This window comes from Rhodopseudomonas sp. RCAM05734, from assembly GCF_052658035.1.
The window spans coordinates 4,939,798-4,962,784 of record NZ_CP199742.1; the positions used below are offsets into that span (position 1 = coordinate 4,939,798).

Here is a 22,987-nt window from a genome sequence, read left to right on the forward strand (position 1 = left end):
GCGGCAGCCGTGGCTATCGATGCCTTAGTTCCGGCCGGCGCCGTCCCCGCAGCGGGGGCACGACGAAGCAGGTCCAAACCGGATCGCTATTCTCCCTTGAGGCCCGCCTGCCGGATCAGCTCGCCCCACTTGCGCGTCTCGTCGTCGATAAATTTCTGGAACTCCGCGGCGGTACCACCGCGCGCTTCCAATCCCTGGATCAGCAGCTTCTGCTTCACCTCGGGATCGCCAAGCGCACGGACGATTTCGTCCTGAAACCGGTTGACGATCGCGCGAGGCGTGGCGGCCGGAGGCCATGAAGCCATACCACCCGGATGCCACCACGTTGGGCAGCCCCTGCTCCCGCTGCGTCGGGGCCTGCGGATAGATCGCACTGGGTTCGGCTGCGGCCACGCCGAGCACGCGAAACTTGCCGCTCTCGACATGCGGCAACGCTGTGCTGATCGCGGTGATGGTGGCATCGACCCGCCCGGCCAGCAGTTCGGTGTAAGCCATCGAGTTGCCCCTGAACGGGACATTCATCCCTTTGACCGCGGCATCCCTGAACAGCAGTTCGGCTGCGAGATGAGGTTGCGAGCCTGCGCCGGGCGACGCAAACGTCAATCCGTTGGGTTGCGACTTGCCGTAAGCGATCAATTCCGGAAGGGGCTTGAAAGGAGCATCCGCGCTGATGAGCAGAAAAATTGGAGCGGTTACGGCCATGGCGACCGGTTGCAACTCCTTGCGCTCGTAGTTCAGCTTTCCGTAAAGCGCTTCCGCCGTCGCATAGGGCGCTGCGACGTAGAGGAATGTGTATCCATCCGGCGAAGCATGGGCGACGGATTCGTTGGCAAGCCGGGTTCCAGCGCCCGGCCGGTTCTCCACGATGAATTGTTGGCCCAGCCGGTGGCCGATATACTCCGCCAGAATGCGCAACGAGATGTCATTCGCGCCTCCTGCCCCGTAAGGCGATATCAGCCTGACCAGGCGCGAGGGCCAATTGTCCTCGGCGCGCGCCGTGACACCGAGGCCTGCCGCAAACCCGGCGGCTGCAGTGGCGAGCAATGTTCTCCGGGTGACGGATTGGCTTGCTGGCATCGTCGCTCTCCTCCCTTGTGGATTTTTGACATCCGACGATCGTGCCGCCGGTTAAGTCGATTGGCGACTCGAACTAGATGATGTTCTTGGTTGCGAGCCGTTCGGTCTCCTGTTCCGACAGGCCGAGCCAGTCCCGGTAAACTTCGTGGTTGTCCTGACCCAGATCACCGGCGGCGTGGCGCGATTGCGCGGGATCGACGGTGAATCGGGGAACGACATTCGCCATTGCGACCGAGCCGAAATCGCGATCGGGAACACGGGTGATCATGCCGCGTGCCATCGCCTGCGGGTCCGTCGCGATCTGGTCGATCGAATAGATCGGCGCGACCGTCCCTTGCGCGGCAACGAACTCGGCGAGCACCTCGTCGAGGGTGTGATCGGCACACCATGCCGAGAAGATCCCGTTGAGTTCTGCTGCGTGCATTACCCGCAGATCGTTGCGCGAGAACCGCGCATCGGCGATCAGGTCGGGCCTTCCGATGGCCCGGCAATTCGCCGCATAGAGCGCGTTGGTCGACCCCGCCATGGTGACCCAGCGATCGTCGCTGCTGCGGAACACGGCTGCCGGTGCGGAATAGCCGTTGGCGTTGCCGATGCGGCGACGGACAAAGCCGAGCTGGTCGAATTCGATCGGAAGCACATCGAGCAGGCGAAATACGGCCTCGGTCAGCGACAGATCGATCTCTTCGCCGGGTGCCTCGGGATCGCGCGCGCTTCCAAAGGGCGGCGAGCACCCCGACCGCGCCGAACAGACCGCCGATCGAATCGCCGATCGGATAGCCGGGATGAGTGGGTTCGCCCTCGGCGTCGCCCGTCAGGTAAGTGAGCCCGCCCATCGCTTCGAAGATCCGCGCGAAGCCCGGTCTGCTGTTGTAAGGACCGTCCTGCCCGAACGCCGTGGCGCGCAGGATCACCAGCCGGGGCCGGATCGACCACAACACCTCCTTCGACAGCCCCCAGCGATCCAGCGTACCGGGACGGAAGTTCTCGATGAGCACGTCGAAGCGCGGAAGGATCCGCTTGAACAGCGCAAGTCCCTCAGGCGTGCGAAGATCGAGCGTGGCGAACTTCTTGTTGCGGTTCGCCGCCTTCCACCACAGCGGCTTGCCATCCTTGAGCGGCGGAAACGACCGCAGCCCGTCGCCCTGCCCGGGCATCTCGATCTTGAGCACCTCGGCCCCGTAGTCGGCCAGCAGCGTCGCCGCGAGCGGCGCCGCGATGATGGTCGCGATGTCGAGCACCTTCAATCCGTCCAGCGGCCCGCCCATTTCGTTTCCCCGTTCGTCGCGGCGTCCTTCTTTGGCGAAGGATCTTGCCGTCGTTCTGTCTTGCGCTAGCTGTGCGCGATCATCGGCCCAACCTCATTGACCAGCGCGCGGATGCTATCGGCGAGTGCCTTGATCCGCGGGCCGATTTCAGACTCCAGTTGCCCCGACTGCAATCGAAACGCAGGGATGCCGCAGTTGATCGCGAAGGATTGCTTCAGGGCCGGTACGTGAAACAACGGAGCAGCGACTGCATGAATGGACGCCATGTATTCGCCATAGCAGGTGCAGAATCCTCGCTCGGCACACTGCTCGACGCCAGCGTGATACTTGTCGCGATAGGCCGACCACAGGTCCGGGTTGTCAGCTTTCAGGCACTGTTCGAGGAGCGCAAATTCGACGGCCGGTAACGCCGCCGATGACGCCCGCCCCATGGCTGTCAGAATGACGGGAATTGGCATGCCGATATCGGGGACGTGCGTTCCAACGTCTCCAGATCTCGCCGTCTCGACATAGATCGCTGACGCGCCATCGAGTAAGCCGATTGAAACCGTGCCGCGAACGCTCTGGGCGAGATCCTGCATCAGCGGTCGCGCAGCCTGGCGAAACTCCATGCCGGCAAGAAGCGGATGAGCCATCCGGAGCGCCCGGGCGCCCAGCCGGTACTTGGAGAGCTTCCAGTCGTAGCGGAGGTAGCCAAGCTCGGCGAGCGTATGCGTCAACCTCGCAACCGTCGGCCGCGAAATCCCGGTTCGCGCGGCAAGGTCAGCGTTGCCGAGCAACGCGCCTCCGACATCGAACGCTTCGAGCACCACAAGACCTCTGCCCAGCGTCGTCGCGAATGCGGCGTCGCCAGCATGGTCTGCAAGCACTTTCTCTGCGGAGGGAGAACGGAGAAAGCCGGCATCTGGTCGTGCGATCGTGGTCATAACCAAAATATGATCCAACTTCGCCGTGACTGTCTACATAATAACCGAATATGCCAATTCTTGTCCATTATGTTGACAAAGGCTGATGCCTCGGGCGCCTTCTGCTCGTCGCTTCTCCTGCGCAGCCGGCCTGCGCTGCGTTCATCAGGGCTTGTTGGATTTCCGCGGGCCGAACCGCTGCACTGGGTGAAGCCCGGCTGCGGCAGAGACGGGAGCAGTCAGAGGGACATCAACCGATTGGTAAACGACCCGTTACCCGCACCGCCGGAATCCCGCTACCGGCATTGAAGCTTGCTTAGAACGCCGCGGCTTAAGTGATCGCCAGACCTTTTGTGCGGCGAGCCCTTGATGAGCAGCATCTCCACCATTGCCCAGTCGGGCATGAACGCGGCGACCCGCCGCCTCGAGGTCTCCGCCTCGAACGTCGCCAATGTCGCGAGCACCGGCGCCCTTCCCGATGCCATCGGCACGGTGCCGGCGGGAGCAGCACGCGCCTATGCGCCGCTGGTCGTAGTACAATCCGCCAGCGCCGGCGGCGGCACCGCCACGAGCGTCACGACGGCCAAGCCGTCCACGACTGCGGTCTCCGACCCGCAAGCCCCCTTCGCCAACGCAAGCGGCCTCGTGGCCGCGCCCAATGTTGACCTCTCCCAGGAGTTGGTCAGCCAGATGATCGCCAGCTACAGTTTTGCCGCCAACGCCAAGCTGATGAAGTCGGACGATCGCATGACCAAGGCGCTGCTCGACATCATGGCGTGAGGTCGCGCGCGGCGCGATCGGCGCCCGGCACAACACCCGCGAAACTGCAGCCAGCAGGCATTGGCGGTCATGGCGCCCGTGCCAACCAGAAAATACGGCCGCCGGTGGCGAAGTCGTTGACCGAATGCTCGATCAGCGTAAAGCCGACCTCGCTCAACAATGCTTCGTATTCTTCCGCGTCGAGACTTGCGTGGTACAGCGGATCGTTTCGATAGTCGCCCACGACCTCGCCGTGACCCGGACCGGCATTGAACATCAGCACGGCGGAGGGCGCCGCATGCGCGGCAAATATGCCAAACATCCTGCGCTGGTCCGCGTAGCGAAGGTGGAAGAAACTATCCCAGGCCAGTATGCCGTCGAATTTTCGTCCGAGGGACACAGACCGCATATCGTGCAGGATCCACGCGTGGTCCGGCATGCGGGTTCGGGCCAGCGAGATGAGCGTCGGCGAACTGTCCACGCCCGTGATGCGAAGGCCCTGCCCCGCCATGTGAAGCGCAACCGGCGAACCGCCGCCACAGCCGAGGTCCAGAATCATCGCCTGCGGCGGCAGGAAACCGAGGAAGCGCTCGATGAAAGGTCGATCGCTCCAGACCGCAAAACGCCGGTCGGCATCCCATGACAAGGCATGGCGCTCGTAGTGATCGACAATCTGGCTTGCGGCATCCTCCACGAGACATCCGATCAACGCTGGACCATCAAATGATGCAACCGCCAGGGAATCTCCGGGCGTCTGCCTGGGCCGTTCGTCTCAAACCGAAGACGCCTAGCCCGCCGACGTCAACACCGTCTCGGTGTGCTCGACCTCGGGCGCCGCGGCAAAATACGGACCGACCAGCGCGCGCCACTCGGCGAAGGCCGGCGAACCGCGGAAATCGACGGTGTGGTTCTCGAGGGTTTCCCACTTCGCCAGCAGCCGGTAGCGCGACGGCTTCTCGATCGACTTGTGCAGTTCGATGCCCTTGCCGCCCTTGGCGGCCAGGAACAGCGGCTGCGCTTTGGCGACGGCAGCTTCAAAATCCTGTTCGGAACCCGGCTTGACGTCGATCAGGGCGATTTCGGTGATCATGGCTGGCGCGATCCTTCGTTGCGGTCGCCGTCTTTAGCGCAATCCGCCGCCCTGGTGAAGCGCGGCCACGAGAACAGGGACGCCTGAGGCGCCGGGACGGAGGTCCAGCGCCGCCACCGTCAGGCCAGCAGCAGGACAACCCCGGCGATCGTTACGGCACAGCCGACGAATGCCAGCATCGGCCAGCGGCGCAGCGGCGGCGCACCATAGCGGCCCTGCGCGCGTCGCTCGCTGATCAATGCGCGCTCGTATTCCTCGGATGTGGAGAACATGCAGGCAAAGCCGCTGCGCGCGGAAACCACCGCGGCTTCAAGAGACGTCAGGGTGGAATTCTGGGAAGGGTCGCGCGCTGTGATCATAAGCAGACAATAAGATTCGAATGGTAAAGAGAATCTTATCCCGCACGCGATTCCTCTCAGGCGCGGCTCGCGCTGACGCTGACATGCGGCCCCACGACGGCCGCCGGCGCAGCGGTCGCGCGTCCGGCAATATTGCGCCGCCCCTGCTCCAACGACAGCGGCTGCTCCTCCGCGGCCTGGACCCGATTCCGGCCGGCGCGCTTGGCCTGGTACAGCGCGGTATCGGCGGCGGCCAGCAGCACGTCCAGCTCGGTGCCGCTCGGACCGCCGGCGACGCCGATGCTGACGGTGGTATCGACTGGCGCGTTGTCGACCGCGATGCCGGAGGTGGCAAAGGCCTCACGGACACGTTCGGCGGCCAGCAGCGCCTCTTCGAGCGAACATGGCAGCAATGCCGCGAATTCCTCGCCACCGATGCGGCCGGACAGGTCGCTGATGCGCAACGTATGGGTGACGACCGCCGCGAACAGCTTGAGGATTTCGTCGCCGGCGGGATGACCGAAGCGGTCGTTGATCGACTTGAAGTGGTCGATGTCGAAGATCATCGCGGTCACTGGACGCCCGGCCTTGGCTTCGCGCTCGATCATGCGCGAGGTGGCCTCGGCGAAGCCGCGGCGGTTGAACATGCCGGTCAGCGGATCGCAGGACGCCGCCGTCTTGTGCGCGCTCACCGCGCGCTCCGACACCAGCATGAAGATCACGAACACCGTGCCCACGGCATAGAGCACCAGTTCAACTGCGAAGGCGGTCGCCCAGATGCTGGACGTGAAGCTGCCGCTATCGTGATAAAGGAGATCGCCGAGCAAGATCGGCAGCATCAGCACGACGCCGTGAAGCAGCGGCACGATGATGGTCGGCCAGCGCTTCTGCAGCGATTTGCGCCGTTCCGACCACAATTCGCTCGCCGTCAGCATCGCGTAGACCGCGACGATACCGGCGCCGATGGTCATGCGCAGCGCGGCGGACTCAGGCGGCAGGCTGGCGATCACGGCCAGCCAGGCCATCGCGCCGAGAAACAGCCCGCCCAGGCTCGGCTGGCGGCCGTGGAACACCCGCGCTGCGTTCCACACCATGGCGCAGGCCACGAAGCCCACCGAAATGAACGCCAGCGAGACGAACTCGCCGAAAAGCACGCCTGCAACCGTCCACAGCGCGACCGAGATTGCGCCCAGCAAATAGGCGTGTCCCCACCAGTTCAGCGCCTTCATTTTCTCCTGCCGTCCGAAGAACAGCAGCATCGCACCCAGCATCGCGGCAACCATGGTTGCAACCAGATAGAGCGTGGATGGATCGAGCGACATGGCGGCCACCGGCAATTGTTTTAACATTCCGAGGAGTTAGAATCGGAAGGGCTCTCGCCACGGAGACGCTACGATGCCCGAATTGGCAATCCGTTTGCGCGCGAGCAAAACTTTTCACGAAAATCAGGATCAATTCGTCTGCAATTTGAATGCAAAAAGGGCGCCCCGAAAGGCGCCCTTTGAATTCGCAGACAGTTTGAACGAAGCCGTTAGCGCTTCGAGAACTGGAACGACTTGCGCGCCTTGGCACGGCCGTACTTCTTGCGTTCGACGACACGCGAGTCGCGGGTCAGGAAGCCGCCCTTCTTGAGCACGCCGCGCAGATCCGGCTCGAAGCAGGTCAGCGCCTTGGAGATGCCGTGACGCACAGCACCAGCCTGGCCCGACAGACCGCCACCGGCAACGGTGCAGATCACGTCGTACTGGCCGGCGCGGGCTGCGGCGACCAGCGGCTGCTGGATCAGCATGCGCAGCACAGGACGGGCGAAGTACACTTCGACTTCGCGGGCGTTGACCAGGATCTTGCCGGCGCCCGGCTTGATCCAGACACGGGCAACCGCGTCCTTGCGCTTGCCGGTTGCGTAGGCACGGCCCTGCTTATCGACCTTCTTGACGTAGGTCGGAGCATCCGGCGCTTGCACCTTCAGCGACGACAGCTGGTCGAGAGACTGCATGGTATCCGACATTATGCGGCCCTCTTGTTCTTGCGGTTCATCGCGCCGACGTCGAGCACTTCGGGCTGCTGGGCTTCGTGCGGGTGCTCTGCACCGGGATAGACGCGCAGGTTGCCGAACTGAACGCGACCGAGCGGGCCGCGCGGGATCATGCGCTCGACGGCCTTCTCGACAACGCGCTCCGGGAAACGACCTTCGAGGATCGACTTCGCGGTACGTTCCTTGATGCCACCGATGAACCCGGTGTGATGATAATAGACCTTCTGATCGCGCTTGCGGCCGGTGAGAACCACCTTGGCTGCATTGACGATGATGACATGGTCGCCGCAATCAACATGCGGGGTATAGATCGGGAGATGCTTGCCGCGCAGGCGCATCGCGACCAGCGTAGCGAGCCGGCCGACCACGAGACCAGTGGCGTCAATGACGATCCACTTCTTCGTGATCTCGGCGGGCTTTGCCGAAAACGTCTTCATGTGAAAATCCGTAAAATGGGGACATCGGCGCGATCCGCCGAACTGCTGCGGTTTCTAAATAGACAGGGCGCGCCCGTCAATGCCGAAATGCGCATTTTTATGCAGCAAAATCATAAGGTTATAAATACGGTTCTATATTACCTCTGAATTCAGCCAGCATTTGGAATGGAATAGGTCGAGGTGACGTGGGCGATCGGGTCGGGCGACGTGCCCGACAAGAGGGTCACTTCGCCCACCGCGAGGCGTTTGCCGAGCTTCAGCAACCTGGCCGCCGCCAGCACATCCTGGGCCGGCTGCCCCTTGCGCAGGAAATTGATGTTGAAGCTGGTGGTGACGGCAAGGCCCACCGGGCCGATCGCCGACAGCAGGACCACGTACATGGCGTAATCGGCCAGCGCCATCAGGGTTGGGCCGGATACCGTGCCGCCGGGCCGCAGCATCCGTTCGTTGTAGGTCTGGCGCAGCAGCGAGGTGGTGCCGTCGGCGCTCTCGATGGCGATGTCGCCGCTGCTGAACGCCTGCGGAAACTCCCGATGGAGAAACGCCTCCAGATCCGCCACGCTCATTTTAGCATTCGTCATGTTCCCGCCCTGCTCTCGCCTGTTGCGCCCTGTTACATTATGATGACGGTCCTGCCCAGCCGATGGAAAACCGACATGGTCCAGCCTCTTCGCGCGGTGACACCGCAACCGCCTCTGCTGCTGCGCGAGGCGCACGGCGCCATTGCCGTGCTCACGCTGAATCGACCGGCGGCGCGCAACAGCCTGTCGGAGGAATTGATCGGCGAGTTGCACGCCGCGCTCGATGACATCGCCGGCGACGCCACGGCCCGCGCCGTGGTCATCGCCGCCAACGGGAGCGTCTTCTCGGCCGGCCACGACCTCAAGCAGCTCACCGCGCATCGCACCGATGCCGACCGCGGCCGCGCCTATTTTGCGCACATGATGTCGATCTGCAGCGCAATGATGCAGGCCGTGGTGCGGCTGCCGAAGCCGGTGATCGCCGCCGTGCAGGGCGTGGCCACCGCCGCCGGCTGCCGGCTGGTGGCGAGCTGCGATCTCGCGGTGGCGTCCGAACAGGCGACCTTCGCCACCCCCGGCGTCGACATCGGCCTGTTCTGTTCGACGCCGATGGTGGCGCTGTCGCGCAACGTTCCGCGAAAACAGGCGATGGAGATGCTGCTCACCGGCGAGCCGATCGGTGCCGGGCGCGCCCGCGAGATCGGCCTGATCAACCGGGTGGTCGCAGCCGGCACCGAGCGCGACGCCGCGATTGCCCTGGCGCAGCAGGTCGCGCGCAAATCGGCGCATACCATCAAGCTCGGCAAGGAAGCCTTCTATCGCCAGGCCGAGATGGGGCTTGCCGACGCCTATCGCTTTGCCTCCGAGGTGATGACGGAAAACATGATGGCCGCCGACGCCGAGGAAGGCATCGGTGCCTTCATCGAAAAACGCCCGCCAACGTGGCAGGATAAGTAACGACGCTCCGGCGCCAACGAAAACGTGGATGGCCGGGAAAAGCCCGGCCATGACAGAACAATAAAAGCAGTGCCATGAACCACGATGCCTACAATGACGATTATATCCGTGAGATCCTCAACGGCGTGAAGACCATCGCCATGGTCGGGGCCTCGCCGCAAAATGTCCGGCCGAGCTATTTTGCGTTCAAGTATCTGGCCGAGCGCGGCTACGACATGATTCCGGTCAATCCCGGCCAGGTCGGCAAAAATCTGGTGGGGAAACCGTTCGTGGCCTCGTTGCGCGATATCGACCGCCCCATCGACATGGTCGATATCTTCCGCAACGCCGACCACGTGATGCCCGTGCTCGACGAAGTGCTGGCGCTCAGCCCGCTGCCCAATGTGCTGTGGCTGCAACTCGGCGTGCGCAATGACGCCGCCGCAGCGAAGGCCGAGGCCGCCGGCATGAAGGTGGTGATGAATCGCTGCCCGAAGATCGAATACGGCCGGCTGTCGTCGGAAATTTCCTGGATGGGTGTCAATTCGCGCACGCTGAGTTCGAAGCGCGCGCCGATTCCGACCCAGGGCATGCGGCTGTCGCTGAATCGCGGCAGCATCGGCGGTGGCGGCACCAATGCGGCCGACCGCGCCGCCAAAAACAAGAATGACATCGTCTGATCGCAGGATACGACAGTTCCGTTTTGCGGTTATGACGCTGTGCAGCACATGCATTGCGAAGTCGCGGCAAAATGCCTGATCGCCTTGACGCCGGGCGCCGGCGCCATCAGCATGCCGCCAACTATTCGAACCTTCACAGGGAGTGACTATGAACGATCGCATTCCGGGCTTCGCCACCCTCGCCGTCCACGCCGGCGCGCAGCCGGACCCGACCACCGGCGCGCGGGCCACGCCGATCTACCAGACCACGTCCTTCGTGTTCAACGACTCGGATCACGCCGCCTCGCTGTTCGGGCTGCAGGCGTTCGGCAACATCTATACCCGCATCACCAACCCGACCACGGCGGTGCTCGAAGAGCGCGTCGCGGCGCTGGAGGGCGGCACCGCCGCGCTGGCGACCGCATCGGGCCACGCCGCGCAGGTGGTGGTGTTTCAGCAGCCGCTGATGCCCGGCGACGAATTCATCGCATCGCGAAAACTCTATGGCGGCTCGATCAACCAGTTCAGCCATGCCTTCAAGAGCTTCGGCTGGAACGTGGTGTGGGCCGACAGCGACGACATCGCGTCGTTCGAGCGTGCGGTGACACCACAGACCAAGGCGATCTTCATCGAATCCATCGCCAATCCCGGCGGCAGCATCACCGACATCGAGGCGATCGCTGCGGTGGCGCGCAAGGCCGGCGTGCCGCTGATCGTCGACAACACCCTGGCGACGCCCTACCTGATCCGCCCGATCGACCATGGCGCCGACATCGTCGTGCATTCGCTGACCAAATTTCTCGGCGGCCACGGCAACTCGCTGGGCGGCATCATCGTCGACGCCGGCACCTTCGACTGGTCGAAGGACAACAAGTACCCGATGCTGAGCGAGCCGCGGCCGGAATATCACGGCATCAAGCTGCAGGAGACGTTCGGCAATTTCGCCTTCGCCATCGCCTGCCGGGTGCTCGGCCTGCGCGATCTCGGCCCGGCGCTGTCGCCGTTCAATGCGTTCATGATCCTGACCGGCATCGAGACCCTGCCGCTGCGCATGCAGCGCCATTGCGAGAATGCCAAGGCGGTCGCGGAATTCCTTGCGAGCCATCCGGCGGTGGCCGCAGTGAACTATTCCGGCCTGCCGAACAGCCCCTATTACAACCTCGCCCGCAAATACGCCCCCAAGGGTGCCGGCGCGGTGTTCACCTTCAGCCTCAAGGGCGGCTACGAGGCCGGCGTCAGCCTGGTATCGAACCTGAAACTGTTCTCGCATCTGGCCAATGTCGGCGACACCCGCTCACTGGTGATCCACCCGGCCTCGACCACCCACAGCCAGCTCGACGATGACGCCAAGACCCGCTCGGGCGCCGCGCCCGACGTGGTCCGGCTGTCGATCGGCATCGAGGACAAGGAAGATCTGATCGCGGATCTCGAACAGGCGCTTAGCGCCTAGATAGACACGCAACTTGTCGTCCCCCGCGAAAGCGGGGGACCCAGTAAACGCAGCCGCCCGCGATCATCACGGACGTCAGTGATGACTGGATCGCCCGGCCAGGCGCGCAATAGCGCGCCTGGCCGGGCGACGACAGCCGAGCCTGGGGAGCGCGATCACAGCTATTAATTCTGTTCCGCCAGCCGCAATCCCTGCGGCAGCCGCCGCGGCTGTGCCATCCGCGCCACCTGGAATACCGCCAGCGTCAGCACCACGATCGCCACTGCCTGATGCGACAGCGCCAGATCGATGGGCACCTGGTGCAGCAGCGTCAGGATACCGAGCACAGCCTGCACGGCGATCGCAGCCGCCAGCCACAGTGCGCCGTTGACGACGGCCGCGCCGGCCCGCGAGCGGATCGCGTCGACCGCGTGCAGCACGGCGACGGTCAGCAGCAGATAGGCAGTCATGCGGTGCTCGAACTGCACCGTCAGCGTGTTGTCGAACAGGTTGCGCCACCACGGCTGTTCGAAGAACAGACGTTGCGCCGAGGGTATCAACGCGCCGTCGATCTCCGGCCAGGTGTTGAACACCCGCCCTGCCCGTAGCCCCGCCACCAGCGCGCCGAAATAGAGCTGCAGGAATGTCAGCCCGAGCAGCACCACGCTCGTGGTTTTCAGCCGCGATATCACCTGAAGCGGCGCATGCGCGGTGAGCCGGCGCAATGTCCATACGATGGCGGCGAAGATCACCAGCGCCAGCACCAGATGGGTGGCGAGCCGATATTGCGAGACCTCGACGCGCTGCGTCAGGCCCGACGCCACCATCCACCAACCGACGCCGCCCTGCAGGGCGCCGAGACCGAAGATGATCCACAGCCGCTTCTTCAGCTCGGCGGTCAGCATGCCACGCCACAGAAACCACAGGAACGGCAGCAGATAGACCATCCCGATCACCCTGCCGAGCAGGCGATGGCTCCACTCCCACCAGAAGATGGTCTTGAATTCATCGAGGCTCATGCCGGCGTTGAGTTCGCGGTATTGCGGGATCTTCTGATAGGCCGCGAACGCCGCGTTCCAGGCCTCCGCGGTCAACGGCGGCAGCGCCCCGGTCACCGGCTTCCACTCGACGATGGACAGACCGGATTCGGTCAGCCGCGTGGCGCCGCCCACCAGCACCATCAGCGCGATCAGCGCAGCAACGGCAATCAGCCACCACCGCACCGGCCGCAGCCGCTTGTCGTCTTGCAGGGAGAGTCCGGTCATGGGCGCCAACGTTGAAAGCACATCTTGAATGGATTTGCGGGCACCTTATAGTCCGCGGCTTCAGGCCCGCCAAGGCGCGCGCTGCCATTGCCCAGTTCCGGACCGCACATTTTCGTCATGACCATCCGCACCCGCAAATTCTTCGGAACCATCTTCTTGCTCGTGCTGGTGGTGGTCTGGTCGCTGCTCGGTATGACGGTGGCGCAGACGCCGTGGCTGGCTGCCTCCGGCCTGTACCAGGCGATCTTCTACGTGGTGGCGGGATTGGGCTGGGTCTTGCCGGCGATGCCGATCATCAGCTGGATGTCGCGGCCGGACGCCTGATCCGCCTCACCGTTCGGCAGGCCAAGCCATTCCCGACAACATCACCCGCAGCGCGCGCAGCGAGCGGCGGCGACCGTCCCAGGCCAGTCGCGGCAATGCGTGCAGATCGGATCGGCCATCCGGCAGCACCACGCCGGGCACCGACGTCACCGCACTCGCGAAGCCAGCCTGCTGCACCATCTTCACGTCGCGCGGACCGAAGGACCTGCTGTCGCCGAACGGGAAAGCGACATGCACGGGATCGCGGCCCAGCGCCGCCTGCACCACCGCCCGGCCCATGGTGATCTCCCGCAACGCCGCCGCATCCGGCAGGCTGCGGAGGACGGGATAGTTGACGGTAGCGCTGCCGATCGTCACCAGCGGATCGGCGGCGAGTTTTGCCACATCGTCCCAGGTCATCGCCGCCTCGCGCGACAAAGCCGCCAGATCGACCGAATAGCGCGCACACAGATCGTGGATCGCGCCGGACAGATGCTGCGGCGCCAGCGTCCGCATCCAGGATTCAAGGAATGCGAAGAGCTGATACTTTTCGGAAATGGTCGGGACGCTGAAATGCTGCTCGCCGTCCCCCATCGTCAGGCTGATGCGATCGCGTCCGGCGACCACCGCCTCCAGCGCCAGCCACCACGCTTCGCCGACACCATCCGGAAACGCGGTGGGCAGATAGATCGTGAACGGCACCGCGTGGCGCGCCAGAACCGGATAAGCATGCGCGATGAGATCGCCATAGCCTCCGTCAAAGGTCAGGCAGACGAAACGGCGCGATGACCCAGGCTGCCCGGCGCGGCGGCACGCCTCGTCGGTTCCCACGATGTCGAATTTCCAGCGCCGCAGCTTGCACAGCATCGCATCGAGGAATTCCGGCGTGATCTCGCGGGATTTCAGCGGCTGAAACCGGTCACGCCGCGCGGGCCGCACGCGCTGCAGTTTGAGAATGATGCCGGCACCGCCACGACGGCGCGGCATCAGCAGCGGCAGGCCGCTGAAATACGCCATTTCGAGCTTCAGGCTCGCCAGCATTCCGCCATCGTGCAACACGTCGGGCCCCCGGATGCGAACGTCGCCTTCCCTTGGAAACGCATTGTCATTACGCTTTGTTGAGATTTCTTTGCGAAGGTCGCCGGAAATCGAAAAATGTAAATAATCTCTCAAGAACGGGCCATGCGATGACTTTGGCTGCTGCGATCGAAAGCCCATCGGCCGAGCGGGCTGGCACGAGACTCAGCAGCATTGCGCGCGTCGATGTGCTGCGCGATTTTCGCGAAGCCGAATCGGTGTGGCGCAGCCTCGAACAATCGGGCCATTTCACCCCCTATCAGCGTTTCGATATCCTGGCTGCATGGCAGAACCATATCGGTGCGGCGGAGGGGCAGCAGCCCTTCATCGTCATCGCCTATGATGCCCGCGATCAACCGCTGCTGCTGCTGCCGCTGGTGACGCGGCAACAGGACCGCATCCGCATCGCGCAATTTCCCGGCGGCAAGCACATCACCTTCAACATGCCGCTGTGGCAGCGCGATTTTGCGGCCGGTGCCGGCCGAGACGACATCGACGCGTTGCTGGCTGGCATCGGCCGGCATGCCGGCAAGGTCGACGTGCTGGCGTTGGCGCGCCAGCCGAGACAGTGGGCCGGCGTCGCCAATCCGATGACGCTGCTGCCGTATCAGGCCTCGATCAACGAATGCCCGGTGCTGGACATGGTTTCCGGCGCCCCGCCGACGGATCACGTCAGCGCCTCGTTCCGCAAGCGCCTGAGGAGCAAGGAGAAGAAGCTCCAGGCCCTGCCCGGCTATCGCTACGGCATCGCCACCACCGACGCCGACATCACCCGCGTGCTCGACGCATTCTTCGCCACCAAGCCGCTGCGAATGGCCGAACAGAACCTGCCCAACGTCTTCGCCGAGCCCGGCGTAGAGGATTTCATCCGCAGCGCCTGCCTCACTCCACTTGCGGGCGGCGGCCACGCCATCGAGATTCACGCGCTGGAATGCGACGACGAGGTGATCGCGATGTTCGCCGGCGTCGCCGATGCCGGCCGCTTCTCGATGATGTTCAACACCTACACGCTATCCGGCAATGCGAAGTACAGTCCCGGCCTGATCCTGATGCGCAACATCATCGACTTCCACGCCGCACGCGGCGTCACGTCGCTGGATCTCGGCATCGGATCGGACGACTACAAGCGGCTGTTCTGCAAGGACGACGAGCCGATCTTCGACAGCTTCATCCCGATTACCGCCCGCGGCCGGCTTGCGGCCATCGGTCTGTCGTCGCTGGCCCGGGCGAAGCGTCTGGTCAAGCAGACGCCGGTGCTGATGCAGATGGCGAAGAAGCTGCGCGGCTTGCTGGCGCGCTGATAGCCGTCATCGCCTGAAATACGGCGGCCCGTCAGGCCGCCGCCACCCGCGGACCGGGCACGATCGGGTCGGGCGACGCCGACGGCTTGCTCAGCATCGTTACGTCCGAAAAGCCGACCGCCTTGAGCTGCTCGCTCATCAGGGCCCGCGCTTCGTTGCCCATGGATGGGTCGGACACCACGACAGCGCGCGCCTGGGTGGTGAGCAGGCCGGCCGGCAAATCGACCGCGGTGCCCGCATCGAGCAATACGTGATCGTAGACCCGCAGCAAGGCGTCGAGCGCCATCGTCAACCGCGGCGACTGCAGCAGCGAACGATCGGCGCCGGCGCGTCCGGCGCTGACCATGTGGACCGCCGACAGCTTGTCCTTGGTGATCACCTGGCCGAACGACGCCTCGCCCAGCATCAGTTCCGCCAGCCCCGGCGCCGCCGGGTCGTTGGACACGGCTTCCAGCGTCGGCGAGGTCGCCGAAAGATCGACCAGCACGACCCTCGCATGGCGCGACAGCAGACGCGCCAGCGTCAGTGCGGTCAGCGTGATGGTATCGTTCGGACCGGTGCCGAGGAACGTGACCTTGTGGGCTGCCGGGCCCGAGGCGCGCAGATCGTCGGCGAGGCGTTCGATCTCGCTGACCCCCACGGCGAGCTCCGGATGGGTTTCACGCACGGCGGGCGGCAGATCTGCGCGCACCGGAGTCTGGGGTGGCAGCGCCGGCTTCGGAGCGGTCAACCGCAACAATTCGGCGGTGGCGATGCCGCCGCTGGTCAGCAGCAGCGTCGCCAACGTCGCGATCAGCACGATCGGCAGCTTCTTCGGATAGGCCGGGGTGTTCGACACGATGGCGCGGGAAATGATCCGGCCGTCGGTCGGCGCGGCATCGATGTTTTCGCGTGTCGTCGCTTCGCGATACTTTGCCAGATAGGATTCGAGCAGGTCGCGCTGCGCCTTGGCTTCACGTTCCAGCGCGCGCAGCCGCACATCCTGGCCGTTGGACGACGTCGCCTGACGCTTCGACTGCTCGAGGCTGCTGGTCAGCCCTTCCACACGGCCGGCGGCAATGCGCGCGTCGCTCTCCAGCGAGCGCGAAATCTTCGCCGCCTCTTCGCGCAGCTGCCGGTCGAGATCGGCCAGTCTGTGCCTTCAGCTCCCGAATCCGCGGATGCCGGTCGAGCAACGTCGAGGACTGCTCGGCAAGCTGCGCGCGGAGCGTCACGCGCTGTTCGGACAGCCGGCGGATCAGCTCGGAATTCAGCACCTCCGACGACTCGATCGGCCGGCCGCTGTTCAGCACCTCCTTGATCATCCGCGACTTCGACTCGGCATCGGACTTCAGCGCGCGGGCATTGTTGAGCTGGGTGTTGATCTCGCCCAGTTGCTGATTAGACAGCGAGGTATTGTTGGTGCCGATGAACAGGCTGGATTTGGAGCGGAATTCTTCGGCCCGCGCTTCCGCGTCTGCGACCTTCTTGCGCAGGCTGTCGATTTCACCGGACAGCCACTGCCCTGCGGACTTGGCCTGGTTTTGCCGCGCGCCCTGCTGCATGGCGAGGTAGCCGTCGGCGATCGAGTTGGCGACCCGGGCGGCGAGATCGGGATCGTAGGACTGGAATTCGATGACCATCACGCGCGACTTGTCGACCGCATAGGCAGTCAGCCGGTCGAAGTAAGCGTCGAGCACGCGTTCTTCGGGAGTGAGCGAGAACGGATCCCGTCCGATCCCGATCAGCGCCAGCATCGTCTTCAGCGGCGCGATGCCCTGCAACACCGGATCGAATTCCGGTCGTTCGGCAAGCTTGTTCTTCTTGATGATCTCGCGGGCCAGGTCGCGCGACAGCAGCAGCTGCACCTGGCTGGTCACCGCTTCGGCGTCGAGCGCAGTACGCTCCTCGTTACGTTCGCCATTCGGCCGCAGGAAAATGTTTTCGCGCCCGTCGATCAGGATGCGCGCTTCCGACTTGTAGCGTGGCGTAATCAGGTTGACCACGGCGATGGAGATAACGGCCGCCAGGACGGTGGGGACGATCACCCAGGCCTTCTTGCGTCGCAACGCCTGCCAGAGCACCCGCATATCGAGATCGCCTGATTGCGGCGGCGTCGCGGGAATACTCACTTGCGGAACCGGGGCCTGCCTTGCAACGGGCGACTCCACGGCCTTCGCGACAGCCCCCTTGCCTCCACGCCAGAATGGCAAACGCATCGCAGACCTCTACCGAACGCCATGTCACCTACTCGTAGGCCGATTAAATGCGATTAAGGTTGCCGGGCGGTTAATCCGCGACGGCTTCAGACGCGAACCTTACATACGCACCGCACTCACGCTTTGTTAACCATGAGGCCCCTTTAGTTGGCGGAAATATCTGACGTTGGATTCTCGCCATGCGACGCGCCCGCGCTTTCATGATCTCTGCGCTAGCCTTGCTGGCGCTGTCAGGCTGCATGGGCAGGTCCGGACCGGTGGCAATGGTCCAGCCACAGAGCGGTCTCGACGTCCTGGCCTACAGCGCGCCCGCGGTCTCCAGCTTTGACGCCAGCTACAAGCTCGACACCGGCGACCGGCTGCGTATCGTGGTCTACGGCCAGGAGGGTCTGACCAACACCTATGCCATCGACGCCAGCGGCGTCATCGCAATGCCGCTGATCGGTCCGGTCAAGGCACGCGGCAAGACCGCCGCCGGCCTCGCCACCGAGATCTCCGGCCGCTTGCGCAACGGCTTTATCCGCGAGCCGTCGGTGGCGGTGGAAATCGAGGCCTACCGGCCGTTCTTCATCCTCGGCGAGGTCGCGGCGCCCGGTCAGTATGCCTACGTGCCCAACATGACGGTGGAGAGCGCAGTGGCCATTGCTGGCGGCTTTTCGCCGCGCGCCAAGCGCGACGAGGTCACGCTCACCCACGCCACGATCGACGGTGCGCTGCGCAGCGTGGTGCCGCTCGGCACCCTACTCGATCCCGGCGATACCGTGCTGGTCGGCGAACGCTGGTTTTGATCATGCAGGACATGTCAAACAAGCAGCTTCGCATCCTGCACGCCGTCCGCGCGCCGGTCGGCGGCATCTTTCGCCATATCCTCGATGTCGCCAACGGACAGGCGGAACGTGGACACCAGGTCGGCATCGTTGCCGACAGCCTGACCGGCGGCGACCGGGCCGCGACCGCACTGGCCGAAATCGCGCCCCGCCTTTCACTCGGTGTCTACCGGATGCCGATGCAACGCGAACCACACTTCACCGATGCGATGGCCTGGACCCGGTTCATGCGCCTAGTCCAGCGCCTGCGGCCGGACGTGCTGCACGGCCACGGCGCCAAGGCAGGCGCGTTTGTCCGCATGAAACCGGCATCGAAAGATGCCATCCGCGTCTATACGCCGCACGGCGGGTCGCTGCACTACCCCTCGAACACGTTGAAGGGCCAAGTCTACAGCCGCCTCGAACGTGCATTGATGAACCGCACCGAACTGTTCCTGTTCGAGAGCGCGTTCGCACGCAACACCTATCAGCGACTGATCGGCGCCCCATCGGGCCTGGTCAAATGCGTCTTCAACGGCGTCACTGCCGATGAGTTCGATCCCATCGAGACCGCCGATGACGCCACCGGCCTGGTCTATGTCGGCGAGTTCCGGCACATCAAGGGCGCCGACCTGCTAATCGACGCGGTGGCGCAGCTGCGCGCCCATGGCAGACCGGTGACCCTGACTCTCGGCGGCGACGGCGAGGAAACCGCGGCGTTGAAGGCGCAGGTACAGCGGCTCGGTCTGACCGAGGCGGTGCGCTTCATCGGCCACATCAAACCACGCTACGGATTTTCCAAAGGCCGCCTGCTGGTGGTTCCGTCGCGCGGCGACTCCATGCCCTATGTGGTCATCGAGGCGGCCGCCGCTGCCATGCCCATCATCGCGGCCAATACCGGCGGCATCCCGGAAATATTCGATAGCCATACCGACGCGCTGTTCACCGCCGGCAACGTCAATGCGATGGCCGAGGCCATCCGAACTGCGATCGATGCCCCTGAAGCCGCACGCGCACGCGCCGACGCGCTTCGTGAACGGATCTCTCTGTATTTCTCCCAGAAGGCAATGGTGGAAGGCGTCATTACGGGCTACCGTGAAGCCTTCGCAAGACGTTAACCGGCATTTACCCGATAACCAATTCTTCCGAATTGTCCGGTACACTTTGCTGCATCCCATTCCGCCCGGCGCGCATTGACGCAAGCCGGTGAAAGCACGGATTTACGACGTGGAACCGATCAATGCACGCTCCATGCTCGATGCAGCGGCGACCGCAGGCGATGGCCGGCAGGTTGAACGCCGCCGCCGCCTGTCGCCGGCTGCCCTCGCCGTCGCCAACCAGAAAGTCCGCACGGCATATTCGCCGATCGTGATCGCCGGCGTGGTACGCATCGCGGATTTTGTTCTGCTCAGCGTTGTCGGCGTCGTGCTCTATCTGCTCTATGTCGCCCGCATCGACGGGTTCCGCTGGGACTATGTCAGCGCCATCCTCGTCATGAGCGTGGCCGCGGTGATCTGCTTTCAGGCCGCCGATATCTATCACATCCAGGTATTTCGCGGCCAGTTGCGGCAACTGACGCGCATGGCTTCGGCCTGGGCCTTCGTGTTCCTGCTGTTCATCGGCGTATCGTTCTTCGCGAAGCTCGGCGGCGCGGTGTCGCGGCTGTGGATGGCATCCTTTTTCATCATCGGACTGACGCTGCTCGTTGCACAGCGAGCCGCGCTCCGCGCATTGATCCGTCGCTGGGCCCAGCAGGGTCGCCTCGACCGCCGCACCATCATCGTCGGCGCCGACAATAGCGGCGAGACGCTGATCAGGGAACTCAACGCCCAGGAGGATTCCGACCTGCAGATCCTTGGCGTGTTCGACGACCGCAATGACAAGCGCTCGCTCGACACCATCGCCGGCAGCCCCAAGCTCGGCAAGGTCGACGACATCATTGAATTTGCCCGCCGCACCCGCATCGACCTCGTGCTGTTCGCGCTGCCGATCACCGCCGAGGGACGCATTCTGGAGATGCTGAAGAAGCTCTGGGTGCTGCCGGTGGATATCCGGCTGTCGGCACACACCAACAAGCTGCGCTTCCGCCCGCGCTCCTATTCCTATCTCGGCAAGGTACCGACGCTCGACGTCTTCGAGGCGCCCATCACCGACTGGGACCTGGTGATGAAGTGGTTGTTCGACCGCGTGGTCGGTGCACTCATTCTGCTGGCGGCGACTCCCGTGATGGCGCTGGTGGCACTAGCTATCAAGCTCGACAGCCCCGGCCCGGTGCTGTTCCGCCAGAAGCGGTTCGGCTTCAACAACGAGCGGATCGACGTCTTCAAGTTTCGCTCGCTGTACCACGACCAGGCCGATCCGCTGGCCACCAAGGTCGTGACCAGGAACGACACCCGGGTCACCCGCGTCGGACGCTTCATCCGCAAGACCAGCCTCGACGAGCTTCCGCAACTGTTCAACGTCGTCTTCAGCGGCAACCTGTCGCTGGTCGGTCCGCGCCCTCATGCCGTCCAGGGCAAGCTGCAGAGCCAGCTGTTCGACGAGGCGGTCGACGGCTACTTCGCGCGCCATCGCGTCAAGCCCGGCATTACCGGCTGGGCCCAGGTCAACGGCTGGCGCGGCGAAGTCGACAGCGAGGAGAAGATCCAGAAGCGCGTCGAGTTCGACCTTTATTACATCGAGAACTGGTCGGTGCTGTTCGATATCTACATCATGCTGAAGACGCCGGTGTCGCTGATGACCAAAAACGAAAACGCCTACTGAGGCGTCGTGACCGGGCCGGCAGCACCGCCCTGCCGCCGTGTCCCGCGCGACGATGGGAATGCTTCCGGCGTGACGAGATTCCGATGACCGATACCGCATCCGCCGACCTCGCCCCGCCGCACGCGATCGTGCCCGGCGTGATGACGCTGCAGAACTCGCTGCTGTGGCTGGTCGGCTTCGGCGGGGCCATCGTGTTCATCGAGCCCAGCCCCTACGAACTCGCCATGGTGGCCACCATGATCGTCAGCGTCGCGGCGGGGCTGCGGATGCAATATGCCTTCCTGCCGCTGCTGGTGCTGCTGTTTCTTGTCAACATCGGCTACACGATCTGCGCCGCCTACCTGCTCGACAAGCCACCGATCATCAACTGGATCCTGACCTCGTGGTACATGGCCGTGACGGCGATCTTCATGGCCATGGTGATCGCCGAGAACACCGCAGCGCGGATCGACCTGCTCCGCCGCGGCCTGATCGCCGGCGCCGTCGTCACGTCGCTGGCCGGCATCGCCGGTTATTTCAACCTGTTTCCCGGCGCGGGCAGCCTGTTCACCCTGTACGGCCGTGCCAGCGGCATGTTCAAGGATCCCAACGTGCTCGGCGCGTTTCTGGTGCTGCCCGGTCTGTTCGCGCTGCAGAGCGTTGTCAGCGACGGATTCGGACGCGCCCTGCGCAGTGCCATTGCGCTTGCCATCATTACCCTGGCGCTGCTGCTGGCATTCTCTCGCGCGGCATGGGGCCTGTTCGTCATCACCGCCGCCTTCATGCTGTTCACGATGATTCTGACCAGCCCGTCGAGCAAGCAGCGCTCGCGCATCATCATGATGGCACTCGCCGGCATCGTCGCGGTGGTGTTGCTGATCCTCGTGCTGCTGTCGTTCGACTCCATCGCCGACATGTTCAAGCAGCGCGCCAGTTTCGACCAGAAATATGATGAGGGTCGTTTTGGCCGCTTCGGCCGTCATCTGCTCGGCGCGCAGATGGCGCTCGATCTGCCGTTGGGCATCGGCCCGCTGCAGTTCACCAGGTTCTTCCCGGAAGACACCCACAATTCCTATCTGAACGCCTTCATGTCCGGCGGCTGGATCTCCGGCATCTGCTATCCCGCGTTGATCTTTACGACCGTGTTCCTCGGTTTCCGGCTGGTGTTCGTGCGGGTGCCCTGGCAACGCGCCTATCTGGCCGTGTTCTCGGCATTTCTCGGTACCGTCGGCGAAGCCTTCGTCATCGACACCGACCACTGGCGGCACTTCTGGATGATGCTCGGTCTCATGTGGGGCATGTTCGTCGCAGCCCGTCGGTACAGCCCGAGTCCTGCCGGCGGCGCGGCCACGGCCGATGGCTCGTCGGACCTGCGCCGCGTAGCGCCCTCCGGTCAAACGAAAACAGCCCCGCCTGGGGCGGGGCTGTTTCGCATCAAGCCTGAATTTACCGCTGGATGATCACGGTCCGACCGCGCGGGTGACGGTCCCAGCCACGATGATGGCCACGATCGCGACGGACGTATTCGGGGCGGCCGCGACGATAACCATCGCCACGATAGCCGTCGCGGTGGCCGCGATAACCGCCGCCGCCGTTACCGAGCTGAACGCTGATGCCCTGGGCCGCGACCGGCGCTGCGCTGGAGATCACGGCGGCGCTGGAGATCGCCGCAGCGACGGCAATAAAGGCAAACTTCTTAAACATAGGATTGTCCCTTCCTGAAAGTATCGCGGGTCAATGGATGCCCGCACGAATGGTTCCATCCCCTCGGCCATATCGGGACAACCCGCGATAATACGACCTTTTGCGGCAACAACTTGTTAACCTTGCGGGCGCAGTCT

21 protein-coding genes and 3 pseudogenes are annotated in these 22,987 nt (G+C 64.1%); 10 read left to right on the top strand and 14 right to left on the bottom strand.

From position 1 onward, the window contains the following. Positions 1 to 86 precede the first annotated feature (86 nt). From ACUXVA_RS23260 to ACUXVA_RS23270, 3 genes and pseudogenes are all read right to left on the bottom strand, one after another. Positions 87 to 1,077 (bottom strand): annotated as a pseudogene (locus tag ACUXVA_RS23260) (Bug family tripartite tricarboxylate transporter substrate binding protein). Between the two features lie 73 nt (positions 1,078 to 1,150). Next, a pseudogene (locus ACUXVA_RS23265) lies at positions 1,151 to 2,345 on the bottom strand (CaiB/BaiF CoA transferase family protein). Between the two features lie 65 nt (positions 2,346 to 2,410). Continuing rightward, a complete protein-coding gene (locus ACUXVA_RS23270) occupies positions 2,411 to 3,271 on the bottom strand; it encodes an IclR family transcriptional regulator (RefSeq protein ID WP_445488382.1) in 861 nt (286 codons plus the stop codon). A gap of 348 nt (positions 3,272 to 3,619) precedes the next feature. Between ACUXVA_RS23270 and ACUXVA_RS23275 the strand changes: the two genes are divergently transcribed. Further along, positions 3,620 to 4,030, top strand: a complete 411-nt coding sequence (locus ACUXVA_RS23275) for a flagellar basal body rod protein FlgC (RefSeq protein ID WP_445488384.1) — start codon at positions 3,620 to 3,622, stop codon at positions 4,028 to 4,030. A gap of 67 nt (positions 4,031 to 4,097) precedes the next feature. Here ACUXVA_RS23275 and ACUXVA_RS23280 read toward each other — a convergent pair whose 3' ends face one another. From ACUXVA_RS23280 to ACUXVA_RS23310, 7 genes are all read right to left on the bottom strand, one after another. Further along, complete coding sequence (locus tag ACUXVA_RS23280) at positions 4,098 to 4,703, bottom strand: class I SAM-dependent DNA methyltransferase (protein WP_445488386.1); 606 nt, start codon at positions 4,701 to 4,703, stop codon at positions 4,098 to 4,100. A gap of 93 nt (positions 4,704 to 4,796) precedes the next feature. Continuing rightward, positions 4,797 to 5,099, bottom strand: coding sequence for an antibiotic biosynthesis monooxygenase family protein (locus ACUXVA_RS23285; RefSeq protein WP_265083479.1), 303 nt, complete (start codon positions 5,097 to 5,099; stop codon positions 4,797 to 4,799). A gap of 119 nt (positions 5,100 to 5,218) precedes the next feature. Continuing rightward, the gene (locus ACUXVA_RS23290; RefSeq protein WP_445488389.1) at positions 5,219 to 5,458 is read right to left on the bottom strand and encodes a hypothetical protein; all 240 of its coding nucleotides are present in this window, start codon (positions 5,456 to 5,458) and stop codon (positions 5,219 to 5,221) included. A gap of 56 nt (positions 5,459 to 5,514) precedes the next feature. Beyond that, a complete protein-coding gene (locus ACUXVA_RS23295) occupies positions 5,515 to 6,759 on the bottom strand; it encodes a GGDEF domain-containing protein (RefSeq protein ID WP_265083477.1) in 1,245 nt (414 codons plus the stop codon). A gap of 209 nt (positions 6,760 to 6,968) precedes the next feature. Continuing rightward, positions 6,969 to 7,445, bottom strand: coding sequence for a 30S ribosomal protein S9 (gene rpsI, locus ACUXVA_RS23300; RefSeq protein WP_265083476.1), 477 nt, complete (start codon positions 7,443 to 7,445; stop codon positions 6,969 to 6,971). Then, positions 7,445 to 7,909 carry a 50S ribosomal protein L13 gene (gene rplM / locus ACUXVA_RS23305; RefSeq protein ID WP_265083475.1) on the bottom strand — a complete coding sequence of 155 codons (465 nt, stop codon included), beginning with the start codon at positions 7,907 to 7,909 and terminating at the stop codon, positions 7,445 to 7,447. Before rplM ends, rpsI begins: the two co-directional genes overlap by 1 nt. A gap of 149 nt (positions 7,910 to 8,058) precedes the next feature. Next, complete coding sequence (locus ACUXVA_RS23310; protein ID WP_265083474.1) at positions 8,059 to 8,490, bottom strand: PaaI family thioesterase; 432 nt, start codon at positions 8,488 to 8,490, stop codon at positions 8,059 to 8,061. Positions 8,491 to 8,565: 75 nt separating this feature from the next. Here ACUXVA_RS23310 and ACUXVA_RS23315 point away from each other — a divergent pair, with 75 nt between their 5' ends. The 3 genes from ACUXVA_RS23315 (at position 8,566) to ACUXVA_RS23325 (ending at position 11,475) form a co-directional block, all read left to right on the top strand. After that, complete coding sequence (locus ACUXVA_RS23315; RefSeq protein ID WP_445488393.1) at positions 8,566 to 9,387, top strand: enoyl-CoA hydratase; 822 nt, start codon at positions 8,566 to 8,568, stop codon at positions 9,385 to 9,387. A gap of 74 nt (positions 9,388 to 9,461) precedes the next feature. Then, positions 9,462 to 10,046, top strand: coding sequence for a CoA-binding protein (locus ACUXVA_RS23320; RefSeq protein ID WP_265083472.1), 585 nt, complete (start codon positions 9,462 to 9,464; stop codon positions 10,044 to 10,046). A 148-nt stretch (positions 10,047 to 10,194) separates the two neighbouring features. Then, positions 10,195 to 11,475 carry an O-acetylhomoserine aminocarboxypropyltransferase gene (locus ACUXVA_RS23325; protein ID WP_445488395.1) on the top strand — a complete coding sequence of 427 codons (1,281 nt, stop codon included), beginning with the start codon at positions 10,195 to 10,197 and terminating at the stop codon, positions 11,473 to 11,475. Positions 11,476 to 11,639: 164 nt separating this feature from the next. Here the strand turns inward: ACUXVA_RS23325 and ACUXVA_RS23330 are convergent, their stop codons facing one another. Then, positions 11,640 to 12,719, bottom strand: coding sequence for a COX15/CtaA family protein (locus tag ACUXVA_RS23330; protein ID WP_265083470.1), 1,080 nt, complete (start codon positions 12,717 to 12,719; stop codon positions 11,640 to 11,642). Between the two features lie 117 nt (positions 12,720 to 12,836). Between ACUXVA_RS23330 and ACUXVA_RS23335 the strand changes: the two genes are divergently transcribed. Beyond that, positions 12,837 to 13,043, top strand: coding sequence for a DUF2842 domain-containing protein (locus ACUXVA_RS23335; protein WP_265083469.1), 207 nt, complete (start codon positions 12,837 to 12,839; stop codon positions 13,041 to 13,043). Between the two features lie 6 nt (positions 13,044 to 13,049). Here ACUXVA_RS23335 and ACUXVA_RS23340 read toward each other — a convergent pair whose 3' ends face one another. After that, complete coding sequence (locus ACUXVA_RS23340; RefSeq protein ID WP_445488398.1) at positions 13,050 to 14,081, bottom strand: polysaccharide deacetylase family protein; 1,032 nt, start codon at positions 14,079 to 14,081, stop codon at positions 13,050 to 13,052. A gap of 128 nt (positions 14,082 to 14,209) precedes the next feature. On the opposite strand from ACUXVA_RS23340, the gene ACUXVA_RS23345 reads away from it, so the two are divergent. Next, positions 14,210 to 15,400 carry a GNAT family N-acetyltransferase gene (locus ACUXVA_RS23345; RefSeq protein WP_265083467.1) on the top strand — a complete coding sequence of 397 codons (1,191 nt, stop codon included), beginning with the start codon at positions 14,210 to 14,212 and terminating at the stop codon, positions 15,398 to 15,400. Positions 15,401 to 15,431: 31 nt separating this feature from the next. On the opposite strand, the pseudogene ACUXVA_RS23350 reads toward ACUXVA_RS23345, so the two are convergent. Then, positions 15,432 to 17,598 (bottom strand): annotated as a pseudogene (locus tag ACUXVA_RS23350) (GumC family protein). Between the two features lie 179 nt (positions 17,599 to 17,777). Here ACUXVA_RS23350 and ACUXVA_RS23355 point away from each other — a divergent pair. From ACUXVA_RS23355 to ACUXVA_RS23370, 4 genes are all read left to right on the top strand, one after another. Then, complete coding sequence (locus ACUXVA_RS23355; RefSeq protein WP_445488401.1) at positions 17,778 to 18,386, top strand: polysaccharide biosynthesis/export family protein; 609 nt, start codon at positions 17,778 to 17,780, stop codon at positions 18,384 to 18,386. A gap of 2 nt (positions 18,387 to 18,388) precedes the next feature. Beyond that, the gene (locus tag ACUXVA_RS23360) at positions 18,389 to 19,522 is read left to right on the top strand and encodes a glycosyltransferase family 4 protein (RefSeq protein WP_445488403.1); all 1,134 of its coding nucleotides are present in this window, start codon (positions 18,389 to 18,391) and stop codon (positions 19,520 to 19,522) included. A 109-nt stretch (positions 19,523 to 19,631) separates the two neighbouring features. Next, positions 19,632 to 21,167, top strand: a complete 1,536-nt coding sequence (locus tag ACUXVA_RS23365) for an undecaprenyl-phosphate glucose phosphotransferase (protein WP_265083463.1) — start codon at positions 19,632 to 19,634, stop codon at positions 21,165 to 21,167. 83 nt (positions 21,168 to 21,250) lie between these two features. Then, positions 21,251 to 22,606 carry an O-antigen ligase family protein gene (locus ACUXVA_RS23370; RefSeq protein ID WP_445488405.1) on the top strand — a complete coding sequence of 452 codons (1,356 nt, stop codon included), beginning with the start codon at positions 21,251 to 21,253 and terminating at the stop codon, positions 22,604 to 22,606. Here ACUXVA_RS23370 and ACUXVA_RS23375 read toward each other — a convergent pair. Beyond that, on the bottom strand, positions 22,593 to 22,850 hold the full coding sequence (locus ACUXVA_RS23375) for a hypothetical protein (protein WP_445488407.1): 258 nt from the start codon (positions 22,848 to 22,850) through the stop codon (positions 22,593 to 22,595). The two genes, ACUXVA_RS23370 and ACUXVA_RS23375, sit on opposite strands and share 14 nt — an antisense overlap. Positions 22,851 to 22,987 lie beyond the last annotated feature (137 nt).